This is a genomic window from Methylobacterium amylolyticum (genome assembly GCF_030700245.1).
GTDB lineage: Bacteria > Pseudomonadota > Alphaproteobacteria > Rhizobiales > Beijerinckiaceae > Methylobacterium.
Map to the genome: position 1 here is coordinate 1 of NZ_JAUYZI010000072.1, position 20,124 is coordinate 20,124.

At 66.9% G+C, this 20,124-nt stretch carries 17 protein-coding genes and 1 pseudogene; 9 read left to right on the forward strand and 9 right to left on the reverse strand.

All coding sequences use genetic code 11. The features are described from left to right. From Q8W71_RS29460 to Q8W71_RS29490, 7 genes are all read right to left on the reverse strand, one after another. Nucleotides 1–393, reverse strand: a 393-nt coding sequence (locus tag Q8W71_RS29460) for an IS5 family transposase (protein ID WP_305528398.1), incomplete at its 3' end; no start/stop codon positions are given. Nucleotides 394–538: 145 nt separating this feature from the next. Beyond that, nucleotides 539–1,261 carry an SDR family NAD(P)-dependent oxidoreductase gene (locus Q8W71_RS29465; RefSeq protein ID WP_305528951.1) on the reverse strand — a complete coding sequence of 241 codons (723 nt, stop codon included), beginning with the start codon at nt 1,259–1,261 and terminating at the stop codon, nt 539–541. Next, nucleotides 1,261–1,674, reverse strand: coding sequence for a Rieske (2Fe-2S) protein (locus tag Q8W71_RS29470; RefSeq protein ID WP_305528952.1), 414 nt, complete (start codon nt 1,672–1,674; stop codon nt 1,261–1,263). Before Q8W71_RS29470 ends, Q8W71_RS29465 begins: the two co-directional genes overlap by 1 nt. 5 nt (nt 1,675–1,679) lie before the next feature. Continuing rightward, a complete protein-coding gene (locus Q8W71_RS29475; RefSeq protein WP_305528953.1) occupies nt 1,680–2,780 on the reverse strand; it encodes an amidohydrolase family protein in 1,101 nt (366 codons plus the stop codon). Next, a complete protein-coding gene (locus Q8W71_RS29480) occupies nt 2,777–3,826 on the reverse strand; it encodes an amidohydrolase family protein (protein ID WP_305528954.1) in 1,050 nt (349 codons plus the stop codon). The genes Q8W71_RS29475 and Q8W71_RS29480 overlap by 4 nt, the downstream gene beginning before the upstream one ends. A 17-nt stretch (nt 3,827–3,843) precedes the next feature. Beyond that, nucleotides 3,844–4,794 (reverse strand): PDR/VanB family oxidoreductase, encoded by a 951-nt coding sequence (locus Q8W71_RS29485; RefSeq protein WP_305528955.1) that lies wholly within the window; start codon nt 4,792–4,794, stop codon nt 3,844–3,846. 11 nt (nt 4,795–4,805) lie between these two features. After that, nucleotides 4,806–5,258: a 2,4'-dihydroxyacetophenone dioxygenase family protein gene (locus tag Q8W71_RS29490; protein WP_305528966.1), complete on the reverse strand. Its 453-nt coding sequence runs from the start codon at nt 5,256–5,258 to the stop codon at nt 4,806–4,808. Between the two features lie 419 nt (nt 5,259–5,677). Here Q8W71_RS29490 and Q8W71_RS29495 point away from each other — a divergent pair, with 419 nt between their 5' ends. The 9 genes from Q8W71_RS29495 (at nt 5,678) to Q8W71_RS29535 (ending at nt 16,866) form a co-directional block, all read left to right on the forward strand. Continuing rightward, nucleotides 5,678–6,304, forward strand: coding sequence for a TetR/AcrR family transcriptional regulator (locus Q8W71_RS29495; RefSeq protein ID WP_305528956.1), 627 nt, complete (start codon nt 5,678–5,680; stop codon nt 6,302–6,304). Between the two features lie 341 nt (nt 6,305–6,645). Beyond that, entirely contained in the window at nt 6,646–7,503 is an 858-nt protein-coding gene (locus tag Q8W71_RS29500; protein WP_305528957.1) for a helix-turn-helix transcriptional regulator, read from the forward strand. A gap of 101 nt (nt 7,504–7,604) precedes the next feature. Then, on the forward strand, nt 7,605–10,616 hold the full coding sequence (locus Q8W71_RS29505) for a xanthine dehydrogenase family protein molybdopterin-binding subunit (protein ID WP_305528958.1): 3,012 nt from the start codon (nt 7,605–7,607) through the stop codon (nt 10,614–10,616). After that, nucleotides 10,613–11,476: an FAD binding domain-containing protein gene (locus Q8W71_RS29510; protein WP_305528959.1), complete on the forward strand. Its 864-nt coding sequence runs from the start codon at nt 10,613–10,615 to the stop codon at nt 11,474–11,476. Before Q8W71_RS29505 ends, Q8W71_RS29510 begins: the two co-directional genes overlap by 4 nt. Beyond that, the gene (locus Q8W71_RS29515; protein WP_305528960.1) at nt 11,464–11,997 is read left to right on the forward strand and encodes a (2Fe-2S)-binding protein; all 534 of its coding nucleotides are present in this window, start codon (nt 11,464–11,466) and stop codon (nt 11,995–11,997) included. Before Q8W71_RS29510 ends, Q8W71_RS29515 begins: the two co-directional genes overlap by 13 nt. After that, complete coding sequence (locus Q8W71_RS29520; RefSeq protein WP_305528961.1) at nt 11,990–13,549, forward strand: AMP-binding protein; 1,560 nt, start codon at nt 11,990–11,992, stop codon at nt 13,547–13,549. The genes Q8W71_RS29515 and Q8W71_RS29520 overlap by 8 nt, the downstream gene beginning before the upstream one ends. Nucleotides 13,550–13,584: 35 nt before the next feature. Beyond that, nucleotides 13,585–14,391, forward strand: a complete 807-nt coding sequence (locus Q8W71_RS29525; RefSeq protein WP_305528962.1) for an enoyl-CoA hydratase/isomerase family protein — start codon at nt 13,585–13,587, stop codon at nt 14,389–14,391. 173 nt (nt 14,392–14,564) lie between these two features. Further along, complete coding sequence (locus Q8W71_RS29530) at nt 14,565–15,914, forward strand: MFS transporter (RefSeq protein ID WP_305528963.1); 1,350 nt, start codon at nt 14,565–14,567, stop codon at nt 15,912–15,914. Between the two features lie 139 nt (nt 15,915–16,053). Then, entirely contained in the window at nt 16,054–16,866 is an 813-nt protein-coding gene (locus Q8W71_RS29535) for an alpha/beta fold hydrolase (protein ID WP_305528964.1), read from the forward strand. Between the two features lie 456 nt (nt 16,867–17,322). Here the strand turns inward: Q8W71_RS29535 and Q8W71_RS29540 are convergent, their stop codons facing one another. Further along, entirely contained in the window at nt 17,323–18,516 is a 1,194-nt protein-coding gene (locus Q8W71_RS29540; RefSeq protein ID WP_305528965.1) for an IS91 family transposase, read from the reverse strand. Nucleotides 18,517–18,520: 4 nt separating this feature from the next. Next, nucleotides 18,521–19,257 (reverse strand): annotated as a pseudogene (locus Q8W71_RS29545) (tyrosine-type recombinase/integrase). Between the last annotated feature and the right edge of the window lie 867 nt (nt 19,258–20,124).

The following is a 20,124-nucleotide window of genomic DNA, read 5'->3' on the forward strand; positions in this document are numbered from 1 at the left end:
AGCGGCCGAGCGCCTGATCGGGGGCCGGCTCGGACGCGGGCTGATCGCCAGACCCCCTTTTTTCGCGCCCGCCGCATGTTGGTGGGCGCGCACGATGGTGGAATCCACGATCAGGTACTCGAAATCGGGATCATCCGACAGCGCCGCGAAGATGCGCCACCACACGCCCTTCTGGCTCCAGCGGCTGAAGCGGCGGAACACGCTGTTCCACTCACCGAACGCAGCGGGCAGATCACGCCAGGGCGCGCCGGTGCGCACGATCCACAGCACGCCTTCGACGAACATCCGGTTGTCGCGCCCGGTCGAGCCGCGCTGATCGGGACGTCCGATGATCAGCGGTGCCATCCGCTCCCACTGCGCGTCGCTGAGAACCAAGCGATCCTGAACGCTCAAGGCTGTCCTCCAAAAGACAGCCTTGAATCACGCCTCCCGCTGAACGTGAACCCCAACAGTCCACACACCCTAGGCCGTCGACCGAAAGGTGCCACCCAGACGACGCTTACTTTCGGACGGCAGTCGTGCGACCCTCTAACAGCGCTCAAGCGGCTAGATAGCCTCCATCGACTGGTAGGATCGTCGCCGTGATGAAGGCCGCGGCCGGGCTGCATAGGAAAGCGACCGCCGCAGCGACATCGTCCGGCTCACCCCAGCGCCCGAGTGGCGTGCGGTCGAGGATGGGTTTGGCGCGCGATGGGTCGTCTTGCAGCGCCTGGGTCAGCGGTGTGGCGATCCAGCCCGGCGCGACCGCATTCACTCGGATGCCGTCAGGCGCATAGGCTATGGCGAGCGACTTCGTCAGCTGCGCGACGCCGCCCTTGCTGGCGCTGTAGCCCGGCACAAGGCCGCCGCCGAAAAAGCTAAGCATAGACGCCATGTTGACGATGCAGCCTTGGCTTTCGCGGAGTTTCGGCCGCGCCAGACTGCAGAGCCGCATCGTGCCGGTCAAATTTATAGCTAGCACGCGCTCGAACGTGTCGAGCTCGTGCTCCTTCGTGCGGGCGATGATGCCGGCACTGTTCACTACGATGTCGAGCCGGGGCAACCCGTCGATGAGTCGACGCACGTCCTCTTCGCGGGTCACGTCGAGCTCCTCGACGCGGAAGTTTGGGTCAATTTCGGCAACCTCGGCACCGAGGCCCGCAGCCACCACCTCGGCTCCAAGCCCACGCAGCATCCGGGCGATGCCGGCGCCGATCCCCTGAGTACCACCTGTGACGAGTGCGGTGCGCCCCGCAAAAATGTCCGTTCGAAAGGCGGGCATTATACGTCTACTACAATGTAGTCTTCGTCGACTGACACAGGAAAGCTTTCGGCTATGTAGGGGCCCTTGATAAGCTTCTCACCCGCCGCTACCGAGGCCGCATAGGCCCGCACTCGCGTCCGTTTTGGGTCGCACCAGGATTCTCCGGTTCGGATGTCGAACTCCCAGCCATGCCATGGGCAACGAACCATTTCGCCTGGCCGCGTATAGCTGTAGTGGCCGGGGCCATCTGACTGAACGAGCCCGATGCGGTCGCCCCGGCATAGGCTAGCGCCCTCATGCGGACAACGATCCAGCAAAGCGAAATAGTCGCCATCGACGTTGTAGATGCCGATCGGACGTCCTTCGACGTCGACCCGCTTAGAGCAGCCGGGCGGAATCTCGCCCAGCATCGCCACGACATGTCGCCCCATCGTGATCAGAGTCCAAATACGCCGCGGGCGTTCTCAGAATAGATCATCCGCTGCTGTTCGTCTGTCAGCGTGCCCTTGAAGGCAAACCGCGGGTCGTCGAAGTCCCAGTGGGGATAGTCAGTCGAGAACAAGATACGGTCGTAGCCGATCCATTCCATCGTCTGCTTGAGATCGGCGCGGTTTTCCGGTTCCTCCATGGGCTGTGTGGTGAACCACACATTGGAGCGAACATAATCGGACGGCGGCCGCTTCACGCGTGGTACCTCGCTCCGGCCGCGTGACCAGTGGGAGTCCATGCGCCAGGCATGAGGGGGTACCCAGGCGAAACCACCCTCAACTAGGATAACTTTAAGGGTGGGAAACTCCTCAAACACGCCCTCGAAGACGAGGCTCGCCAGCACGGATTGCATGCCGATCGAATGGTTGTGATGGTCTTCGAGGTAGAAGGACGGCCAGCCGCCTGGCGTCGTCGGGATCGCGCTGGTGCCGCCGACATGGATGCCGATCGGTAAGCCTGCCTCAACGGCGGCCCGGTAAATCGGCCAATAGCGTCGCTGACCCAGCGGCTCGCGGTTGCGCGTCATCATCAGTATTTGAGCAAAGTTCCTGTCGCCCGCGCGGCGCTGGATCTCGGCAACAGAGGTTTCGGCATCCTCGACCGGGATCACGACCGATCCCTTTAGTCGGGGCTCGGGGCGAGTGAATTCCTCCACCTGCCACTCATTGAGCGCGGTGCAGAGCGCGGCGGCGAAGTCGGGGTTACGCTCGTCCTTGCCGGTAAGAGCGAAGACCTGAAGGATGCCATATTCCAACCCGTTTGGGTCGAGGTGCTGTTTGCGCATGAAGTCGAGGTCGGAGCCCGGCGGGTTACCGTTCTCTGGCCATGCGTCGCGCCGAGCCAGGGCAGGCGTGGCCTTCGGATAGGTGGGACTCGCCGTGAAGGGCTGGCGCAGATAGGGCCCGTATTCGTGGAAGTGCGAGCGCCACTGCGCCGTCAGGTAAGGGTCGAGCGAGGCTCGGGACTTCAGCGCAGGATGGATGTCGCAATCGATGACTTGAAGTCGGGTCGCACTCGTGGTGTCGCGGTCTGATACGGAAACGTTCATTGCACGGTTTCCTTTAGGCGCTGGTAGGTGTCGAACGGGTTGTCGGTGGTGATCCGGCGGGCAAGTACCGGGTCGAAGCCTGCAGGCAAGGCGGCGTTGCCGTCGAATTGCCAATGGGGGTAATCAGTCGAAAATAGAATCAGCTTGTCGGACCCCATCTGTTCGACGACTCGAGCGAGGTGGTGCGGATCGGGCGGCGCATCAGCAGGCTGCAGTGTGAAGCGAATGTGCTGCCTGATGATCTCGGCAGGGGGCCGATCTACCCATGGCACTTCGGTACGCAGGCCGCGCCAGGTCTTGTTAGCGCGCCATAGAAAGGATGGCAGCCAAGTGAAGCCCGCCTCAATCAAGACGACGCGCAACGTCTTAAACTTGCAGAAGACCCCTTCCGCGACTAGGCTCAACAGCGCGCTTTGGAAGGCAGCGGATTGGCCGACATATTCCTCGACGATGAAGGACGGCCAACCCGAGGATGTCGTGGGATTGTGGTAGTTCGAGCCAGCATGAATACCGACCGCCAACCCCAGGCGTTGCGCGGCCTCGTAGACCGGCCAGTACCGGCGGCGGCCGAGTGGCATGTCGTCTGATACCAGCAGCAAAACCTGGACGAAGCGGGGGTCGGCAGCGCAGCGCTCGATCTCCTCCACCGCGAGCCCGATGTCCTGCGTCGACACCACGATGGAGGCGCGTAACCGATTGTCGGCATCGAGCCATTCGGCTGCTATCCAGTTGTTGACCGCACGGGCCAGCACTGAAGCGAGATCGGCATTGGTCAGGGCCTGCGCGCCGTAGAGTGGGTTCAGGATGGCGAGCCTCGTCCCCCATGGCTCAAGTGCCTGCGCGCGGAGGTCGTCAAGCGTCAGGGCATCCCGTCTGTCCGCACGGGCGCTGATCGGGGCGCCAGGCGGATAACTGTTGAGCCCTAACCCATCCGTGCCGCGGCTTGACACCATGTCGCGCCAATAGCTGTCCATGTAGGGCAGCAGCATCGCCATGGTCGGGGTCGGTGGGTGGATATCGCAGTCGATTACGCATGTATCTGGCATCGTCAGCGTCCCCTCCTCTAGAGGTCCAGCACTAGACGTGATGACTGTGACCCAGAGCAGCACACCATCATGGTCTTGTTGGCCGCCTTTTCAGCTTGACTCAGCACGTCGTCCCGGTGGTCCGGTACGCCTTCCAGAACGGTGGTCTCGCAGGTACCGCAAACCCCTTCCATGCAGGAACATGGAACATCAATCTTGGCTTCCAGTAGAACGTCGAGAATGCTGCGGCCGAGGGGCACTGGCAGTTCCATCCCTGAGCGGACCAGTTTCAGCATGAAGCCGCCCGCGGTCGCGGCTGCCTGGGACGGTGCAAATGACTCGGTATGGACCCTATGCTGGGGCAGATGCGCAACCGCTGCCTTGAAGCTGTCCAGCATGGGACGCGGCCCGCAGCAGTAAAAGTGACTGTTTGACGGCGAGGCGGCGACGATTTGCTCAATATCGAGCAGTCGCCCGTCAGTTAAGTCGTCGAACCAAAAATCGACGCAATCTCCGAAACTTTTCAGCAAGGGCACGAAGCCGGCCACGGACTGGCCGCGGCTACAATAGTGCATGCGCCAGGACCGATTGAGCGCAGCCAGCTGATGCGCCATTGCGATCAACGGCGTGACCCCAATGCCTCCGGCGATGAGTACGCTGTGAAGCGCAGTTTCGTCGAGCTTGAAGTTGTTGCGAGGCCCCCGCAGGTCGACGCTCATTCCAGGCACCAGCACGTCATGCACATAGGTCGAACCGCCGCGGCTAGCCCGGTCGCGCGCCACGGCAATGAGATAACGATGCCGCTCGTCAGGCGCGTTAAGCAGAGAATAGCTGCGCACGAGCCCGCCCGGCAGCACAAGATCAACATGGGCGCCGGGCGTAAAGGGTGGCAACTCGCTCTTATCAGCTCGAAGATCAAGTAAGCGAATGTCGTCGGTCTCGGGCAAAAGATCATGAATTCGGACGCGAAATGTGTCGCTCTCTGCCATAGACATCACGCTCACCGCACGAATTGATCGACAAAGGCTTCGCCTAAGCCGACGTCCATAAAATGCTTTCGGCACATGTCGATCTTTGAAAAAACGTCTTCGTAGCCGATGCCTTGCCCCCAAGGATCAACATAATACATAACGCCGTTCACCTGAAAATAGGTAATCATTTCATCGACGTCATCTGGTACAACTAAAGTATGAGTTTCGCCCGGTGGCTCGCACACATAGCTGCCTTCAGTCGCAATCCAATCGTGTTCGAGATAGCGCCAGCGCCCCTTGAGCACGAAGCCGTGCACCGGGCCGGGGTGGCGATGCCGACTCAAGACACCCGCCTTGCGGACTTTGAGCAGATTCATCCAATAGCCTTGACTGACGTTTAAGCAGAGCGGGCGGAACCACACGTTCTCACCTTGGGGTACCCACTGCCGGTCATCTTCGGGGATAGCATTCGGAACCACGATCTCGACCCGCGCCTACTTCGGAAACGGGAGCTGGTAGGGCATGGTTCGGATGTCGGCACCGGGCTGCGCGGTGTTACTGATCGCGGCCTTCATGGCTTGTCCTCCGTCAATCTAGGAGGTGCCGTCGGTTCCTGCGCGCGGCTCCAGCACCATGTTGGCGGGTCGCTTCGCGCAAGGCGCTTGTCCGACGTTCCTACCGTCCGATGCTGCATCAGAATTTGGAAAAGGCAGCCTTCTTCCTGACTGACTTGTAAGTCAGGATCGAGTGGCTTTCAAGGGCTTTTCGGTTGCGGTCGCGCTTAACGGCCATCATGAAGGGGGGCGCCGCGGCAGCTTGTGCCGCAGTCCTCTCGTCCGGAGGCTCAAGATTGCCCGCCGTAGGCTCAGCTTTACACGTCGAGGTGGATGCCCAGGGGAGTATGCGCGATAGGATCAAGGACGTAGCGCGCGACTTGCTAATCGCGCACGGCTACCGTGGGCTGCGTTTTGCTGATATTGCGTCAAGTCTATCTATCACACGGGCTAACGTGCACTATTACTTCGGAGATAAAAGTAAGCTTGTCGACGAGGTCATTGCTGAATACACGGCTAAGTCATTAAGTGAGATTATCGACATCTGGCAGTCGGATGATGAATATATCGACAAGATCTTGCGCACGATCGAGCACAACCGCACGCGCTATCTTCGCCTAAACCAGGGCGGTGTCGAAGGAGCGCCCTGGAGCCTGATCTCGCGCATGCGGCTCGACGCGGCACTGCTGAGCCCTGATGCACGGGAGCATCTTAGATCGTTCTCGGTAGGCGTCGAGGGCTGCGTGCTGCGTAGCATCGAGACCGCGAAGGAAAGGGCTGAATTCGTCGCCTCGGCGCCGGTGCGCGACATTGTGGTACAATTTGTCAGCGTAATCGACAGCGCGGGGCCGATCACCCAGGATGCTGGGTCCTTCGCCCGGCTTGAGCATTTATACCTAGCCTGCATGCGGATTATAGTGCACGGGTACGGTAGCGAAACCGCCAAGCGCCGTCTTGGTTCAATGTCGGGATGATTTTGATTCTAATCATTTTGAGATGTTCAAAATTAATAAACGATGGCTATTGCTTAGTGCGAGTGCGACTCCTGGATGTCGTTGAAGCGTGCTGCCGGCCTCACGGCAAGCAGACAATGTCAGCATCAATGAGAGCTGTCATTCCTCCTATGAAGCATCGATACTGATCTCGGAGGGCATGTGATGCCCTGGATGTCGATAAAGTCCCGGCTTTGAAGAGAATGCTCGATCTAATGTGAGCTATTTCGTAAGATCGCTGGAGTGACAACACGGGGTACTTTATGGGATCGATCGGTCGGCCAGAACTGGTTGTGCCGCCGGAATCATGCTACCTTGCGTGTATGTCTGAGGCTCTCGAGATCGCTCATGGCACCTTCGGTCGCGTGGCGCTCCTCGACATGGACCGGAGCCTTGTCAGGCACGCGCATCCGCACTGTCACGTTCTTCTGAAGATCGAAGGGGACGACACCGAGTTCCTCGTCGGGGACCGCGTCGTCGCGCTGACCGACGAACAGGCTGTGCTCGTCAATGCCTGGGAAACGCACGCTTATCTCCATGATCCGCGCCGCGCCAAGGCGATGATCCTGGCCCTCTATATCGAGCCGAACTGGCTGGGGGCCTTCCGGCGCAATTGGGCGGCGAGCGGGGCGCCTGGCTTCTTTGAAAAGTCCTTGGGCGGCGTGACTCCGACGATTCGGCGTCTGGCGCACGATCTCGCTGCCGAAATGGTCTACGCGCCGCACTCCTCGCATATTCAGGATCAGTTGCTGTCGGGCCTAATGATCGCGGTGATCGAGCGGTTCACCGCGTGGCGTGAGGAGGCCGAGTCGCTCCGCGCTGCCGCCAGGTGCAACGCCAGCGATTGGCGCATCCGGCGAACTATCACGCGAGTGCGCGCCGAGCCCGGTGCCACATTGGGGATCGAGGCCCTGGCCCGTGAAGCGGGCCTGTCCCGGGCGCAATTCTATCGCCTGTTCGAGCAATCTACCGGAGCTCCCCCCCACGTCTTCCTCAACGCGATCCGCATTGAGCAGGCCGTCGAGTCGATCGTGGGCAGCGGGGAATCCTTGGCGGCGATCGGCACGCACCTCGGCTTCGCCGCACCTGCCCATTTCTCGCGCTTCTTCCGGGATCACGTCGGCGTGCCCCCGAGCGTCTTCCGCAGCATTGTCCGGAGGAGCGGCCAACCCGCCGTGTGAGGCTAAAGGCCCTTCTCCACGTCGAAAATGAGACGTTTGGGTAAGTCGCGAGACGCCTCGGCATCGTGGCGCCCGCTCGGATCCTCCACTCTGCCCGCGACATGGACCCCTTTGAGAGGTCCGGCGGAGGAAGCGGTTTGGGCATCGTGTCATCGAGCTATGTCGGACGGTCTGTGGAGCGCGTCGAAGACGCCGCCCTGCTCTCCGGGCTCGGCCGCTACATCGACGATCTCGGCACGCGGCCCGGCACGCTGCACGCGGCGATCCTGCGCTCGCCCCACGCCCATGCGGACATCCTTGGCATCGACGTTCAAGCGGCCACGGCGCTGCCCGGCGTCACCGCCGTGGTCACGGGCCGGGATCTCGATGCCATCACCACCGGTCTCGTTCCGGCCCTGCGGGCGGCCGTCGATGCCCGCGCCATCGCGGTGGACCGGGTGCGCTATGTGGGTGAGCCCGTCGCCATCGTCGTCGCCCGCGACCGCTACCTCGCGGAGGACGGCTGCGACCTGATCGAGGTGCAGTACCGGGTCCGCCCGGCGGTGATCGATCCGCTCGCGGCCCTCGCCCCCGACAGCGAGGTCCTGCACGAGGGCGTCGGCGCCAATTGCGTCAGCGACCGCCGCTTCCGCTACGGCGACCCCGAGGCGGCCTTCGCGCACAGCCCGCACAGCCTGTCCGTGACCGTGCGCTACCCGCGCAACACCGGCTCGCCGATGGAGACCTACGGCGTCGTCGCCTCCTACGACCCGACCGACGACTCCTACGACGTGCTCGCGAACTTCCAGGGGCCGTTCAGCATCCACGCGGTGGTGGCCAGGGCGCTCAAGGTGCCGGGCAACCGCCTGCGCCTGCGCACGCCCCCGGATTCCGGCGGCAGCTTCGGGGTCAAGCAGGGCGTCGCCCCCTACGCCGTGCTGATCGCCGCCACGGCGCGCCTCGTGGGCCAGCCGGTGAAGTGGATCGAGGACCGGCTGGAGCATCTCTCGGCCTCTGTGTCCGCGACGAACCGGGTCACGACCCTCCGCGCCGCCTTTGATGCAGACGGGCGCGTCACCGCGCTCGACTGGGATCAGGTGGAGGATTGTGGCGCTTACCTGCGGGCGCCCGAACCCGCCACGCTCTACCGGATGCACGGCAACCTCACCGGCGCCTACGCGATCCGCAATGTCGCCGTGCGCAATCGGGTGGTGCTGACCAACAAGACCCCGACCGGCCTCGTGCGCGGCTTCGGCGGGCCGCAGGTCTACTATCCGCTCGAACGGCTGATGCAGCGCATCGCCCACACGCTCGGCCTCGATCCCTTCGCGGTGATCCGCCGGAATCTGATTCCGGCCGACGCCTTTCCCTACCGCACCGCGACCGGCGCCCTCTACGATTCCGGCGACTACCAGCGCGCCCTCGATGAGGCGGCCCGGGACGGAGGGCTCGACGAGCTGAGGCGGCGGCGGGACGCCGCCCGCGCCGAGGGTCGCCTCTACGGCATCGGCCTCACGGCGGCGGTCGAGCCCAGCGTCTCCAACATGGGCTACATCACCACCGTCCTGACGGCGGAGGATCGCGCCAAGGCCGGGCCCAAGAACGGCGCGCAGTCCACCGCCACGATCACCCTCGATCCCGTCGGCTCGGTGACGGTGCAGGTCGCGTCTGTGCCCCAGGGGCAAGGTCACCGGACCGTGCTCGCCCAGGTGGTGGCCGACGTGCTCGGCCTCCCGATGGAGCAGATCCGGGTCACCGCCGATCTCGACACCGCCAAGGACGCGTGGTCGATCGCGTCGGGCAACTACGCGAGCCGCTTCGCCGCCGCCGTGGCGGGGGTCGCCCACCTCGCCGCCATGCGCCTTCGCGACAGGCTCGCGCGGATAGCCGCGGCGCAGCTCAACCTGCGCCCGGAGGATCTGGTCTTTGCGGGTGGTCGCGTCGCCTCGCGAACGAACCCGGATGCGGGCCTGCCCTTCGCGCGGGTGGCCGCCACCAGCCACTGGTCACCGGGCCTCGTGCCCGAGGAGGTCGGCGCAGCGATCCGCGAGACTGTGTTCTGGACGCCCCCGGAGTTGACGGCGCCGGACGCCGAGGACCACATCAACTCCTCACTCTGCTACGGCTTCATCTTCGACATCTGCGGCCTGGAGATCGACCGGGTCACCGGCAAGATCATCATCGACCGCTACGTCTCGATGCACGATTGCGGGCGCATCCTGCACCCCGGCATGGTCGAGGGGCAGGTGCGCGGTGGCTTCGCGCAGGCGCTCGGCGCGGCGGTCTACGAGGAACTCGCCTACGGCGACGACGGCGCCTTCCTGTCCGGCACCTTCGCCGACTACTTGCTGCCCACCGCGACCGAGGTGCCGGACCTGCGCATCCTGCACGTCGAGAGCCCGTCGCCCTTCACGCCGCTCGGCGCGAAGGGGGTCGGCGAGGGCAATTGCATGTCGACGCCGGTCTGCCTCGCCAACGCGGTGGCCGACGCGCTGGGCCTCGAGGCCATCGACCTGCCCCTGACGCCAGCCAAGCTTGCCGCCCTCGCGGCGGGCGGCGACGAGCCGGCGCCCCCGGCGGGCCAGGCCGCGCCGAAGCCCGCCACGAAGGCGGGCGACCGTACCCTGCGCGGGGAGGGCTCGGCCGCCGTCACGGCTCCCCCGGAGGCGGTCTGGACGATGCTCCTCGACCCGGAAGTGCTCGCCTCCGTGATCCCCGGATCTCACGGAGTGAAGAAGCTCTCGGACACTCGGTTCCAGGCCGAGGTCACCCTCGGCGTCGGCCCGGTGAAGGGCCGCTACAAGGCCGAAGTTATCCTCTCGGACCTCGACGCTCCCCGCGCCGTCACGCTCACCGGTACGGTCACGGGCGGTCTCGGCAGCGGCGGCGGCACCGGCCGATTGACCCTGGAGCCCGAAGGCTCGGGGGGCACGCGGATCGCCTACGTCTACGAGGCGGCGGTGGGCGGCAAGGTCGCGGCGGTGGGCGGACGCCTCCTCGACGGAGCCGCGCGGGTGATCATCGGCGGGTTCTTCACGGCCCTCGCCCGACGGGCGGGAGGCTCCGCCGGCCCCTCGTCCAAACTTCCGGCCCTCCTGCGCCGCCTGCTTGCCCGCCTCGGAGTCTCGGCATGAAGCCCGCTCCCTTTGATTATCTGCGCGCCGCATCCCTGGACGACGCCCTCGACGCCTTGCGCCAGTACGGCCCCGAGGCCCGGCTCATCGCGGGCGGCCAGTCCCTCATGCCGATGCTCAACATGCGGCTGACGAAGCCCGCCGTGCTCATCGACGTGATGCGCATTACGGCGCTCAAGGAGCCCCGTCTCGACAATGGGTCCCTCGTCATTCCGGCGGGCGTGCGGCAGGCGATCCTGCTCGACCGGCCGGGACTCGCCAGGGACCTGCCGCTTCTGGCCGCCGCCCTGCCGTGGGTCGGGCATATCCAGACCCGGGCACGGGGGACCCTCTGCGGTTCCGTCGCCCATGCCGATCCGAGCGCGGAAATCCCCCTCTGCCTTGTGGCGCTGCAAGGCGAGATTCACTTGCGCAGCCGCCGGAAAGTTCGGCGCGTAGCGGCCGAGGACTTCTTCACCGGCATGATGGTCACCGACCGGGCCGACGACGAGATGATCGAGGCCATCGCCTATCCCCTGCGCCGGGAGGGCGCCGGTACGGCTTTCGCCGAGGTGGGGCGTCGGCACGGCGACTACGCCATCGTCGCCTGCGCGGGCGTCGTGGACGGCTCCCGGATGCGGCTCGCGGTCGGCGGCGTCGCCGACCGGCCCACCGCCCGCGACTTCCCCCACCTCGACGGGTCGGCGCTCGACGATGCCCTCAACGCCTTCGCCTGGGACCTCGGCGCGGGGGACGATCTCCACGGCACGGCCCGCTATCGCCGCGACCTCGTGCGCAGCCTCGGCCGCCGGGTGCTGGAACAGGCCGCCAAGGTCGCCCGCGGCGACACCCATCAGGAGGCCGTGCCATGCCACAGCTAGATGCGAAGGGCCGTCACACGGTCGCCTTCACCCTCAACGGGCGCGAGACCACGGTTGAGGTCGAGACCCGCACCCTGCTGACCGACGCCCTGCGCCACGGGCTCGGGGCCACAGGCACGCATGTCGGCTGCGAGCACGGCGTCTGCGGCGCTTGCACGGTGTCCATCGACGGGGTGCCCGCCCGGGCCTGCTTGACCCTTGCGGTGGGGGTCGAGGGCTGCGCCGTGCGGACCGTCGAGGGTCTGGCTCCGGAGCCCGGCCGGCTTGGGGTGCTGCAGGCGGCCTTCCGGCGGCGGCACGCCCTGCAATGCGGCTTCTGCACCGCCGGCATCCTGATTTCGCTCGACGCCTATCTCGCGTTCCGGCCGAACCCGTCGCGCCGGGAGATCACGGAAGTGATCGGCGGCCATCTCTGCCGCTGCACCGGCTACGCGCCGATCATCGAGGCCGCCCTGGAGGCGGCTGCGGAACTCAGGGGCGACATCCCGGCCCCGTCATCCCCGGAGGCCGCCCATGCTTGATCTTGGCACCAGCTTCCTCGCGAGCGTCTCCCGCGATCCCCGTGCCCTGGCCCTCGTCGACGGGGAGACCCGGCTGACCTACGCGGAATGGTTCGGGGTCATTTCCGCGACCGTGGCCGGGCTCGACCAGCTCGGGTTGAAGCCCGGCGACCACCTCGTCACGGTCCTCCAGAATCGGCACGAGGCGGCGACCCTGCACTGGGCCTGCCAGTTCGCGGGAATCGTGATCACGCCGATCAACTGGCGGGCCAAGACCGAGGAGATTGATTTCGCGATCGAGAACGCGGAAGCCCGCGCCATCGCCTACGAACCGGTCTCGGCCGGGAGCCTGCGAGACAGCGCGGCATCGCAGCGGATCCCACGCATCGCCGTCGGCACGCCACCCGGCCCCGGCGAGACAGCCTTCGCCGACCTCGCCGCCACCGAGGGACCCCCGGCGACGCCCCAGGCGGACGCGGAGGCGATGTCGCTGATGCTCTACACCTCCGGCACCACCGCCAAGCCCAAGGGCGTGCCGAGGCGGCACCGGGCGGAGCGGGCGGCGGCGCTCGCCCACGTGGCGCAGAACCTCTATGGGCGCGGCGAGCGGACGCTCGGCGTCATGCCGCTCTATCACACGATGGGGGTGCGCTCGCTGCTCGCCATGTCGCTGATCGGCGGGACCTTCGTCTGCCTGCCGCGCTTCGATGTGGCGGGGGCGTTGCGGCTAATCGCGGCCGAGCGGATCACCAACCTCTACCTCGTGCCGACGCTCTACCACGACCTCGTGCACCACCGGGATTTCCCGGCGACCGATACGTCCTCCGTGCGCAAGCTCGGCTTCGCCGGAGCACCGATGACGGACGGCCTGCTCGCCCGCCTGACCGAGGCGTTCCGGCCGGACCTGTTCGTGAACCACTATGGCTCGTCGGAGGTCTATACCTTCACGATCAACCACGAGGCGGCGGACAAGCCCGGCTCGGCCGGGCGGGCAGGCCTCAACACCATGGTGCGCGTCGTGCCTCTGGGGGGCGATCCGGGCCGGACCGCCGCGCCGGGCGAGGAGGGCGAGATCGCCGTCATCGCCAAGGGCGACGAAGCCTTCGAGGGCTACTGGCATCGCCCCGAGGCCGACACCAAGGCCTTCCGCGACGGCTGGTACTTCACCGGCGACACCGGCTTCGCCGACGCCGACGGCGACCTCTACGTCACCGGGCGGGTGGACGACATGATCATCACCGGGGGCGAGAACGTCTCGCCCGTCGAGATCGAGAGTTGCCTGTCCCTACATCCGGCCGTGTCGGAGGTCGCCGTCGTGGGCCTGCCCGACGAGCGCTGGGGCCGGATCGTCGCGGCCTTCATCAAGCGGAGCGGCACCGCCAACGAAGCGGCGCTGGACGCCCATTGCCGGGCCGGCGGCCTGCCGAGTCACAAGCTGCCGCGCCGCTACGTCTTCGTGGACGAGATCCCGAAGTCGCCGGTCGGCAAGCTGCTGCGCCGCCAACTCGTGGCCGGGGAATACGTGCCCGAGAGCGGGGCCGAGCCCCATGCCGAAGGCCACGAGGCCGCCTGACGCCCCCTCGAAAGTTTCCAGCGAGAGCAAAGCCCATGACGAGCGACACCCCCACCACCGACCCGCGCCTGACGAACCTCGACGGCTTCCGCGTCGAGATCGACGCGGAGCGCGAGCGCGCCGACGTGATCCTGGCGCGGCCGCCGATGAACGTCATCGCGATGCCCCAGCGCGATGAGATCCGTAAGGTCTTCGAGGCGCTAGACGAGGATCCCCGCGTGCGGGTCATCGTCCTGCGGGCGGAGGGCGAGCACTTCTCGTCGGGGGGCTATATCAAGGGCTTCCTCGACGCCTCTCCCGAGCACGTCTCGAAGCTCGCCTGGAACATGGCGGCGCCGGCCCGCTGCTCGAAGCCCGTCATCGCCGCCAACCGGGGCTACACGTTCGGCGTCGGCTTCGAGATCTCGCTGGCCTGCGACTTCCGCATCGTCTCCGAGACCTGCCGCTACGCGCTGCCCGAGCAGAAGCTCGGCCAGATTCCCGGCTCCGGCGGCTCCGCCCGTCTCCAGAAGATCGTCGGCATCACCCGGACCAAGGACATCGTGATGCGCTCCAAGCGCATCCCCGGCCGGCAGGCCCTCGACTGGGGCATCGCCACCGAATGCGTGGCCGATGCGGACCTGGAGAAGGCCACCGACGCCCTGGTGGATGAGTTGCGAGCCTTCTCCCCCATCGCCCAGCGTACCGCCAAGAAGCTCCTCAACGACACGGAGGACGCGAGTCTGTCGATCGCCATCGAGCTCGAAGGGCACTGCTACAGCCGCTTGCGTCAGGCCGACGACTTCCGCGAGGGCGTCGAGGCGTTCCACGCCAAGCGCGCGCCACGCTTCACCGGCTCATAGTCCGGTCGCGCCGGGGGGCTGCAAAGCGGCTCCCCCCATCCTGTGACCCCCACCGCACCGCTTCGATCCCGCCCAGGCGGGAAACGACGGCGCACGCCCGAATGGCTCCCGCCCAGACCCAGAGCCCGAACCGGCCCCCCCGCGGCAACGACCGCATCCCCCGGAGGAAATCCATGCAGACCGCCGCCACCTTCGCATCCGATCCCCCCGCCCTCGCCAAGCCCACAGGCCGGCAGACGGCGACCGCCGCCATGGCCTCGCTGTTCGGCTGGGGGCTCGATCTCTTCGACCTATTCATCCTGCTTTACGTCGCGCCGGTCGTCGGCACCTTGTTCTTCCCGGCGGACAAGCCGATGCTGTCGCTGGCCGGGGCCTATGCCTCCTTCGCGGTCACGCTGCTGATCCGGCCCCTCGGCTCCGCCCTGTTCGGCTCTTATGCGGACCGCTTCGGCCGCCGCCGCGCTCTCATGGTGGCGGTAACCGGCGTCGGCCTGGCGACGGCGGTCTTTGGCCTCCTGCCGACGGTCGGCCAGATCGGATGGCTCGCCACCGCAATCTTTCTGTTCTTCCGTCTCGTCCAGGGCGTCTTCGTCGGCGGTGTCGTTGCGGCATCCCACACGATCGGCACGGAATCCGTGCCGGAGCGGTGGCGGGGGCTGATGTCCGGGGCGGTCGGCAGCGGGGGCTCAGCCATCGGCGGCCTCCTGGCCTCTCTGGTCTTCTATCTCGTCTCGCTCATGGCGCCGGGCGAGGCCTTCGCCGACTGGGGCTGGCGGGTGATGTTCTTCTCGGGCCTCCTGACCTCGGTGATCGGCCTGATCCTCTTCCGCAACCTCGAGGAATCGCCGATCTTCAAGGACCTGCAGGCCCGCAAGGCCGCGCTCCGGGCAGGCGCTCCGGCCGAGGCCTCGCCGATCCGCTCCCTGTTCTCGCCGTCCAACCGGGGAAGCTTTGCGGTCGCGACGCTCATCTCCTTCGGCGGCGGAGCGGCCTACTACCTCACGTCCGGCTACCTGCCGACCCTGCTCAAACTCGTGAACGGCGTACCGAACGCCACCGCCTCGATAATCCTGATCGGCGCCAACGTGGCGGCGGCGATCGGCGCCTGCGGCCTGGGCGAACTTAGCCAGCACATCGGGCGCAAGCGGTCGTTCCTGCTGATGGGGGTCATCCGCCTTTTCGCCTTTCCCGCCCTCTTCCTGACTATGGCGAACACCACGAGCCTCATGGGGGTGGCGGCCTGCGCCTTCCTTCTCTCGCTCATCGCCAACGCCAGCTACGCGCCGCTGTTGATTTTCCTCAACGAGAAGTTTCCGACGTCCGTGAGGGCCACCGGGACGGGCCTGACCTGGAACATCGGCTTCGCGCTCGGCGGCATGCTGCCGACATTCGTCTCCCTCGTTGCCGACGGGCCGACGCAGATCCCGATGGTGCTGACGGTCGTGATGACCGGCGTCACGCTGGTCTACCTCGTAGGCGCCGTCATCACTCCGGAGACGCGGGGCAACCTCGACCGGGCGTGACGGCCCACCGTGCTGGCGGAGCCACCTCCCGGGGCGAGCGTCCCGCTGGTCCTCCGCCTGCACGGCCCGACTGGTCCGTCCTTCCCTATCCCGAGGGAAGGACGACACGTGCCGGTCGAATCCCGGTGGGAGTGATGACATGGCTCGCCTGCAGTCCTCCGGCCTCTTCGATCTCGGCGATAGCCGGCTGGAATACCAATTCGTCGGTCGACATCCGGAGGTGACCCCCACGCTGGTGTTGCTCCACGAAGGCCTCGGTTCAGCGATGCAATGGGGCGCCCTGCCCGAGACCCTCGCCCGAACGACCGAGTGCGGTATCCTGGCCGTCTCCCGCCAGGGCTATGGCGCGTCGAGCCCGGTGCCCCTGCCTCGCCCGGCCGACTATCTCGAGCACGAGGCCCGCGTGGTCCTCCCACGGATACTTGACGCGGCGGATGTCAGGAGCGGCGTGCTGATCGGCCACTCCGACGGCGCGTCAATCGCCGCGCTCGCCCTGGCGGAAGGCGATGCCCGCCTGCGAGGCGGCGTGCTGATCGCGCCACATTTCTTCGTAGAGGAGGTCACGCTGTCCGCGATCCGGCGAACTCGAGCCGCCTACGAGCGGGGGCTCTTAAGGACCCGCCTCGGCCGCTGGCACGCCGATGTCGAAGGGGCCTTCCGCGGCTGGAACGACGCATGGCTGGATCCGGTCAGGCGCAAATGGACAATCGAGGCTGCGCTGCCACGCCTGACCGTCCCCGTGACACTCATCCAGGGAACCGAGGACGCCTACGGGACACGAGCCCAGATCGCTGCAGCCCGAAGATCCTGCCCGCCCGGCCTGCTCACCGTCCGTGAATTGCCACACATCGGTCATGAACCACATCGCGAAGCTTTCGCGGACACGGTCGAGATAATCTCGGCTTTCGTCAGGCATGTCTTGAAAGACGAAGGGGGTCAAATAAATACATAAGCCCGATGGCGCTACAATGAGTGAATGAGCCTTCTCGGATCACAGAAGCACATCGTGTGTTCGCAATTGTGTGCGAGGCCGCAACGCCACGTCTGCTATCTGCCCCCAACTTCCGCAAACCGCCCTTCCGCTTTCGTGAAGAGTTTCGGGCGCCGTGAGGCGTACGAAAGTCCCCGAGGAACGAACCCGCGGGGACCGAGGCAGTCTGCTATGGGGATTGAGCGATCCGGCCTGATGGCGCGGGCGAGCGCGATGGCCGGCGAGGGGCTCGGCGGGGCTGGCGGGGTGATCCGCCGGGACGGGCCGACGGCCAGCACGGGGTGGTTGGAGCGATGGCCGGCGGGTCTCGGTCTGGATCGGGCGGCCGGAAGTGCGGGTCGAGGCGGTCGGGGCGCAACGCTCCTCCGGCCGCGGCTCGAAGGCCGGCGGCATGGCGGTGGCTGACGACGTGCGGGGTCACGGTGCTCTCCTCCCGGTCGGGGCGGACGCGGTCGGCGGGCCGCGCGGTTGCAGGAAGCGACCGAAGGTCTCGACGACCGTCATGCGGCCGCCGTAGCACCGGCAGGGTGAGCGCCAGTCGAGCGGCGCCGTGGGCTCGGGCGGGATGACCGGCGGCGGGACGGCGAGCAGCGCTCGGATACGGGTGAGGTTGGCCCGGCGGCCGGCGCTGGCGAGCAAACCGCAGTGGCGGATGCGGTGGAAGCCCTTGGGCAGGACGTGGAGCAGGAATCGGCGGAAAAACTCGTGCGGGCCCAGCGTCAGGGTGCCGTAGCGCTCGGGCCCGTCGCGACGGTAGTCCTTGATGCGGAAGGTGACGCCGGCCTCATCGAAGCTCATCAGCCGGCTGTTCGAGATCGCGACGCGGTGGGTGTAGCGCGACAGGTAGGCCAGCACCGCCGCGGGACCGGCGAACGGGGCTTTGGCGTAGACCACCCAGCGCTTCGTCCGGGCCGGGGACAGATGGCGCAGGAAGGCGCGGCGCTCGGCCAGGGGCGCCAGGCCGCCGAAGAAGACGAGCCGTCCGGCCGCGTGCAGCGCGCTCAGCCCGACCAGGAACAGGCGGCGGAACAGCTTGCCCAGCACCCGCACCGGCAGGAGGAAGGCCGGCCGTGACGCCACCCACCGTGCACCGTCAGGCGAGAGGCCGCCGCCGGGCACGATCATGTGGATGTGCGTATGATGCGTCAGCGCCGAGCTCCAGGTGTGCAGCACGGCGGTCAGGCCGATGCGGGCGCCGAGGTGCTTCGGGTCGGCGGCGATGGTCAGCATCGTCTCGGAGGCGGCCCGGAACAGCAGGTCGTAGACGGCGGCCTTGTTCTGGAGGGCGATGGCGGCGATCTCGGCCGGCAGGGTGAACACGACCTGGAAGTAGCCTACCGGCAGCAGGTCGGCCTCGCGCGCGGCCAGCCATGCGCGCGCGGCCGCCCCTTGGCATTTGGGGCAGTGCCGGTTGCGGCAGGAGTTGTAGGCGATCCGCCGGTGGCCGCAGTCGTCGCAGCCCTCGACGTGTCCGCCCAGCGCGGCGGTCCGGCAGGTCTCGATCGCTGCCATGACCTTGAGCTGGTGCAGACTCAGGTGCCCGGCCTGAGCTGCCCGGTAGGCCGGCCCGGCGGCGCGGAAGATGTCGGCGAGCTCGATCGCGGCGCGCACCGGCTCAGCCGGGCGTGACCTCTCCGATCTTGAATAGCCCGAGCTTGTCGAGCGGGCTGGTCACGGTGCGGACCGTGCGGGTGGCGACCTTGGTGTAGAAGGCGGTGTTCTCCAGCTTGGCGTGGCCGAGCAGGACCTGAATCACCCGGATGTCGATGCCGTCCTCCAAGAGGTGGGTGGCGAAGTTGTGGCGCAGGGTGTGCGGGCCGACCCGCTTGGCGATGTCGGCCGCCCGGGCCGCCTCGACGACGATGCGGTGGAGGTGTCGGGTGCTGATCGGCTTCATCGGATGCTGGCCCGGGAACAGCCAGCCGTCACGCTGCATGACGCCCTGCTCTCGACCGACCCGCCACCACTGCCGCAGGAGGATAAGCAGGTCCGCCCGGAGCAGGGCGTTACGGTACTGTCCGCCCTTGCCGGCTCGACCCGGATCAGCATGCGCAGGCTGTCGATGTCGGCGACCTTCAGCACCGAGACCTCGGCCACGCGCAGGCCGGCGCCGTAGGCGACCGACAGAGCGGCCTGGTGCTTCAGGCAGGTCGTAGCGTTCAGGAGCCGGGTAACCTCGTCGCGGCTGAGTACTATGGGCAGGGTGCGCGGATAGGCCAGCCGGACGAGCCGGCGCGCGAGGTCGGGCCGGTCGAGGGTGTGGGTGAAGAAGAAGCGCAGCGCCGAGACGATGGCGTTGAGGGTCGGCACCGGCACGCCGGCCTCGCGCTGCTCGACCTGGAAGCGGCGCAGGTCCTCCGCGCTCGCCGTGTCGGGCCGGCGCCCGAGGAAGGTGGCGAGGCGGCCGACGTCGCGAATGTCGTTGCGCTAAGTCTCGTGCGAGAATCGGCGCAGGCTCATGTCGTCGATCAGGCGCTGGCGCAGCGGGCTGATCGCGAGGGCGGAGACGAGATCGTGCATCGTGGGGCTCCTCGGATGAAGGAGCCGCGATGCTCGGCCCGCGTCCGAGCGGCCTCAAACGACGCGCAAGGGTCCCGACCCGACCGCACCCTCACCGCACGCACCCTCCCGCGCAGCGGGTTCGTTCTCCGGCCAAACCCGGGCATTCGGGTTATTCTGGACTACCCGCAAGCGGACCTTCCGAAAGGCATAGGTGAAGGTTTTCGGATACCGGCCGGCGCAGGTCATGCGGCTGGGCTGAGCGCCGGCGTCCGCAAACCGCCCCAGCACGAACCCGCGGTGGTGCGAGCGCACCGTCTATGGGGATTGGAAGATCTGCGGGCTGAGCGCGGGGTCAGCCGGTGGCACGGACCTGCCCTTGGGGGGCGGGGTGGGGCGGCCAACACGCGGGTTTAGACGCACCTGCGGGGGCGTGGCGCAGCGGCGGCGGGCCGGTGGGGCGACGATCGGCACGACGGCGATGGTTGCGGCCGGGTTGGGCACGCGGCGGCTCGCTGGCCGAAGCGACACGGCTTCGACGCGGGGCTGGACTGGAACGGGCCGGGTCACAACGCCCTCATCGCGGAGGGGCGCGGCGCGGTGGGTGGTACGCGCGGCTGAGCCGGGCTCGGGATGGCCGCGATGATGATCATGCGCCCGCCGCAGCACGGGCACGCCGGGCGCCACGCCGACGATCGCTCCGCCTCGATCTCGGTCGGT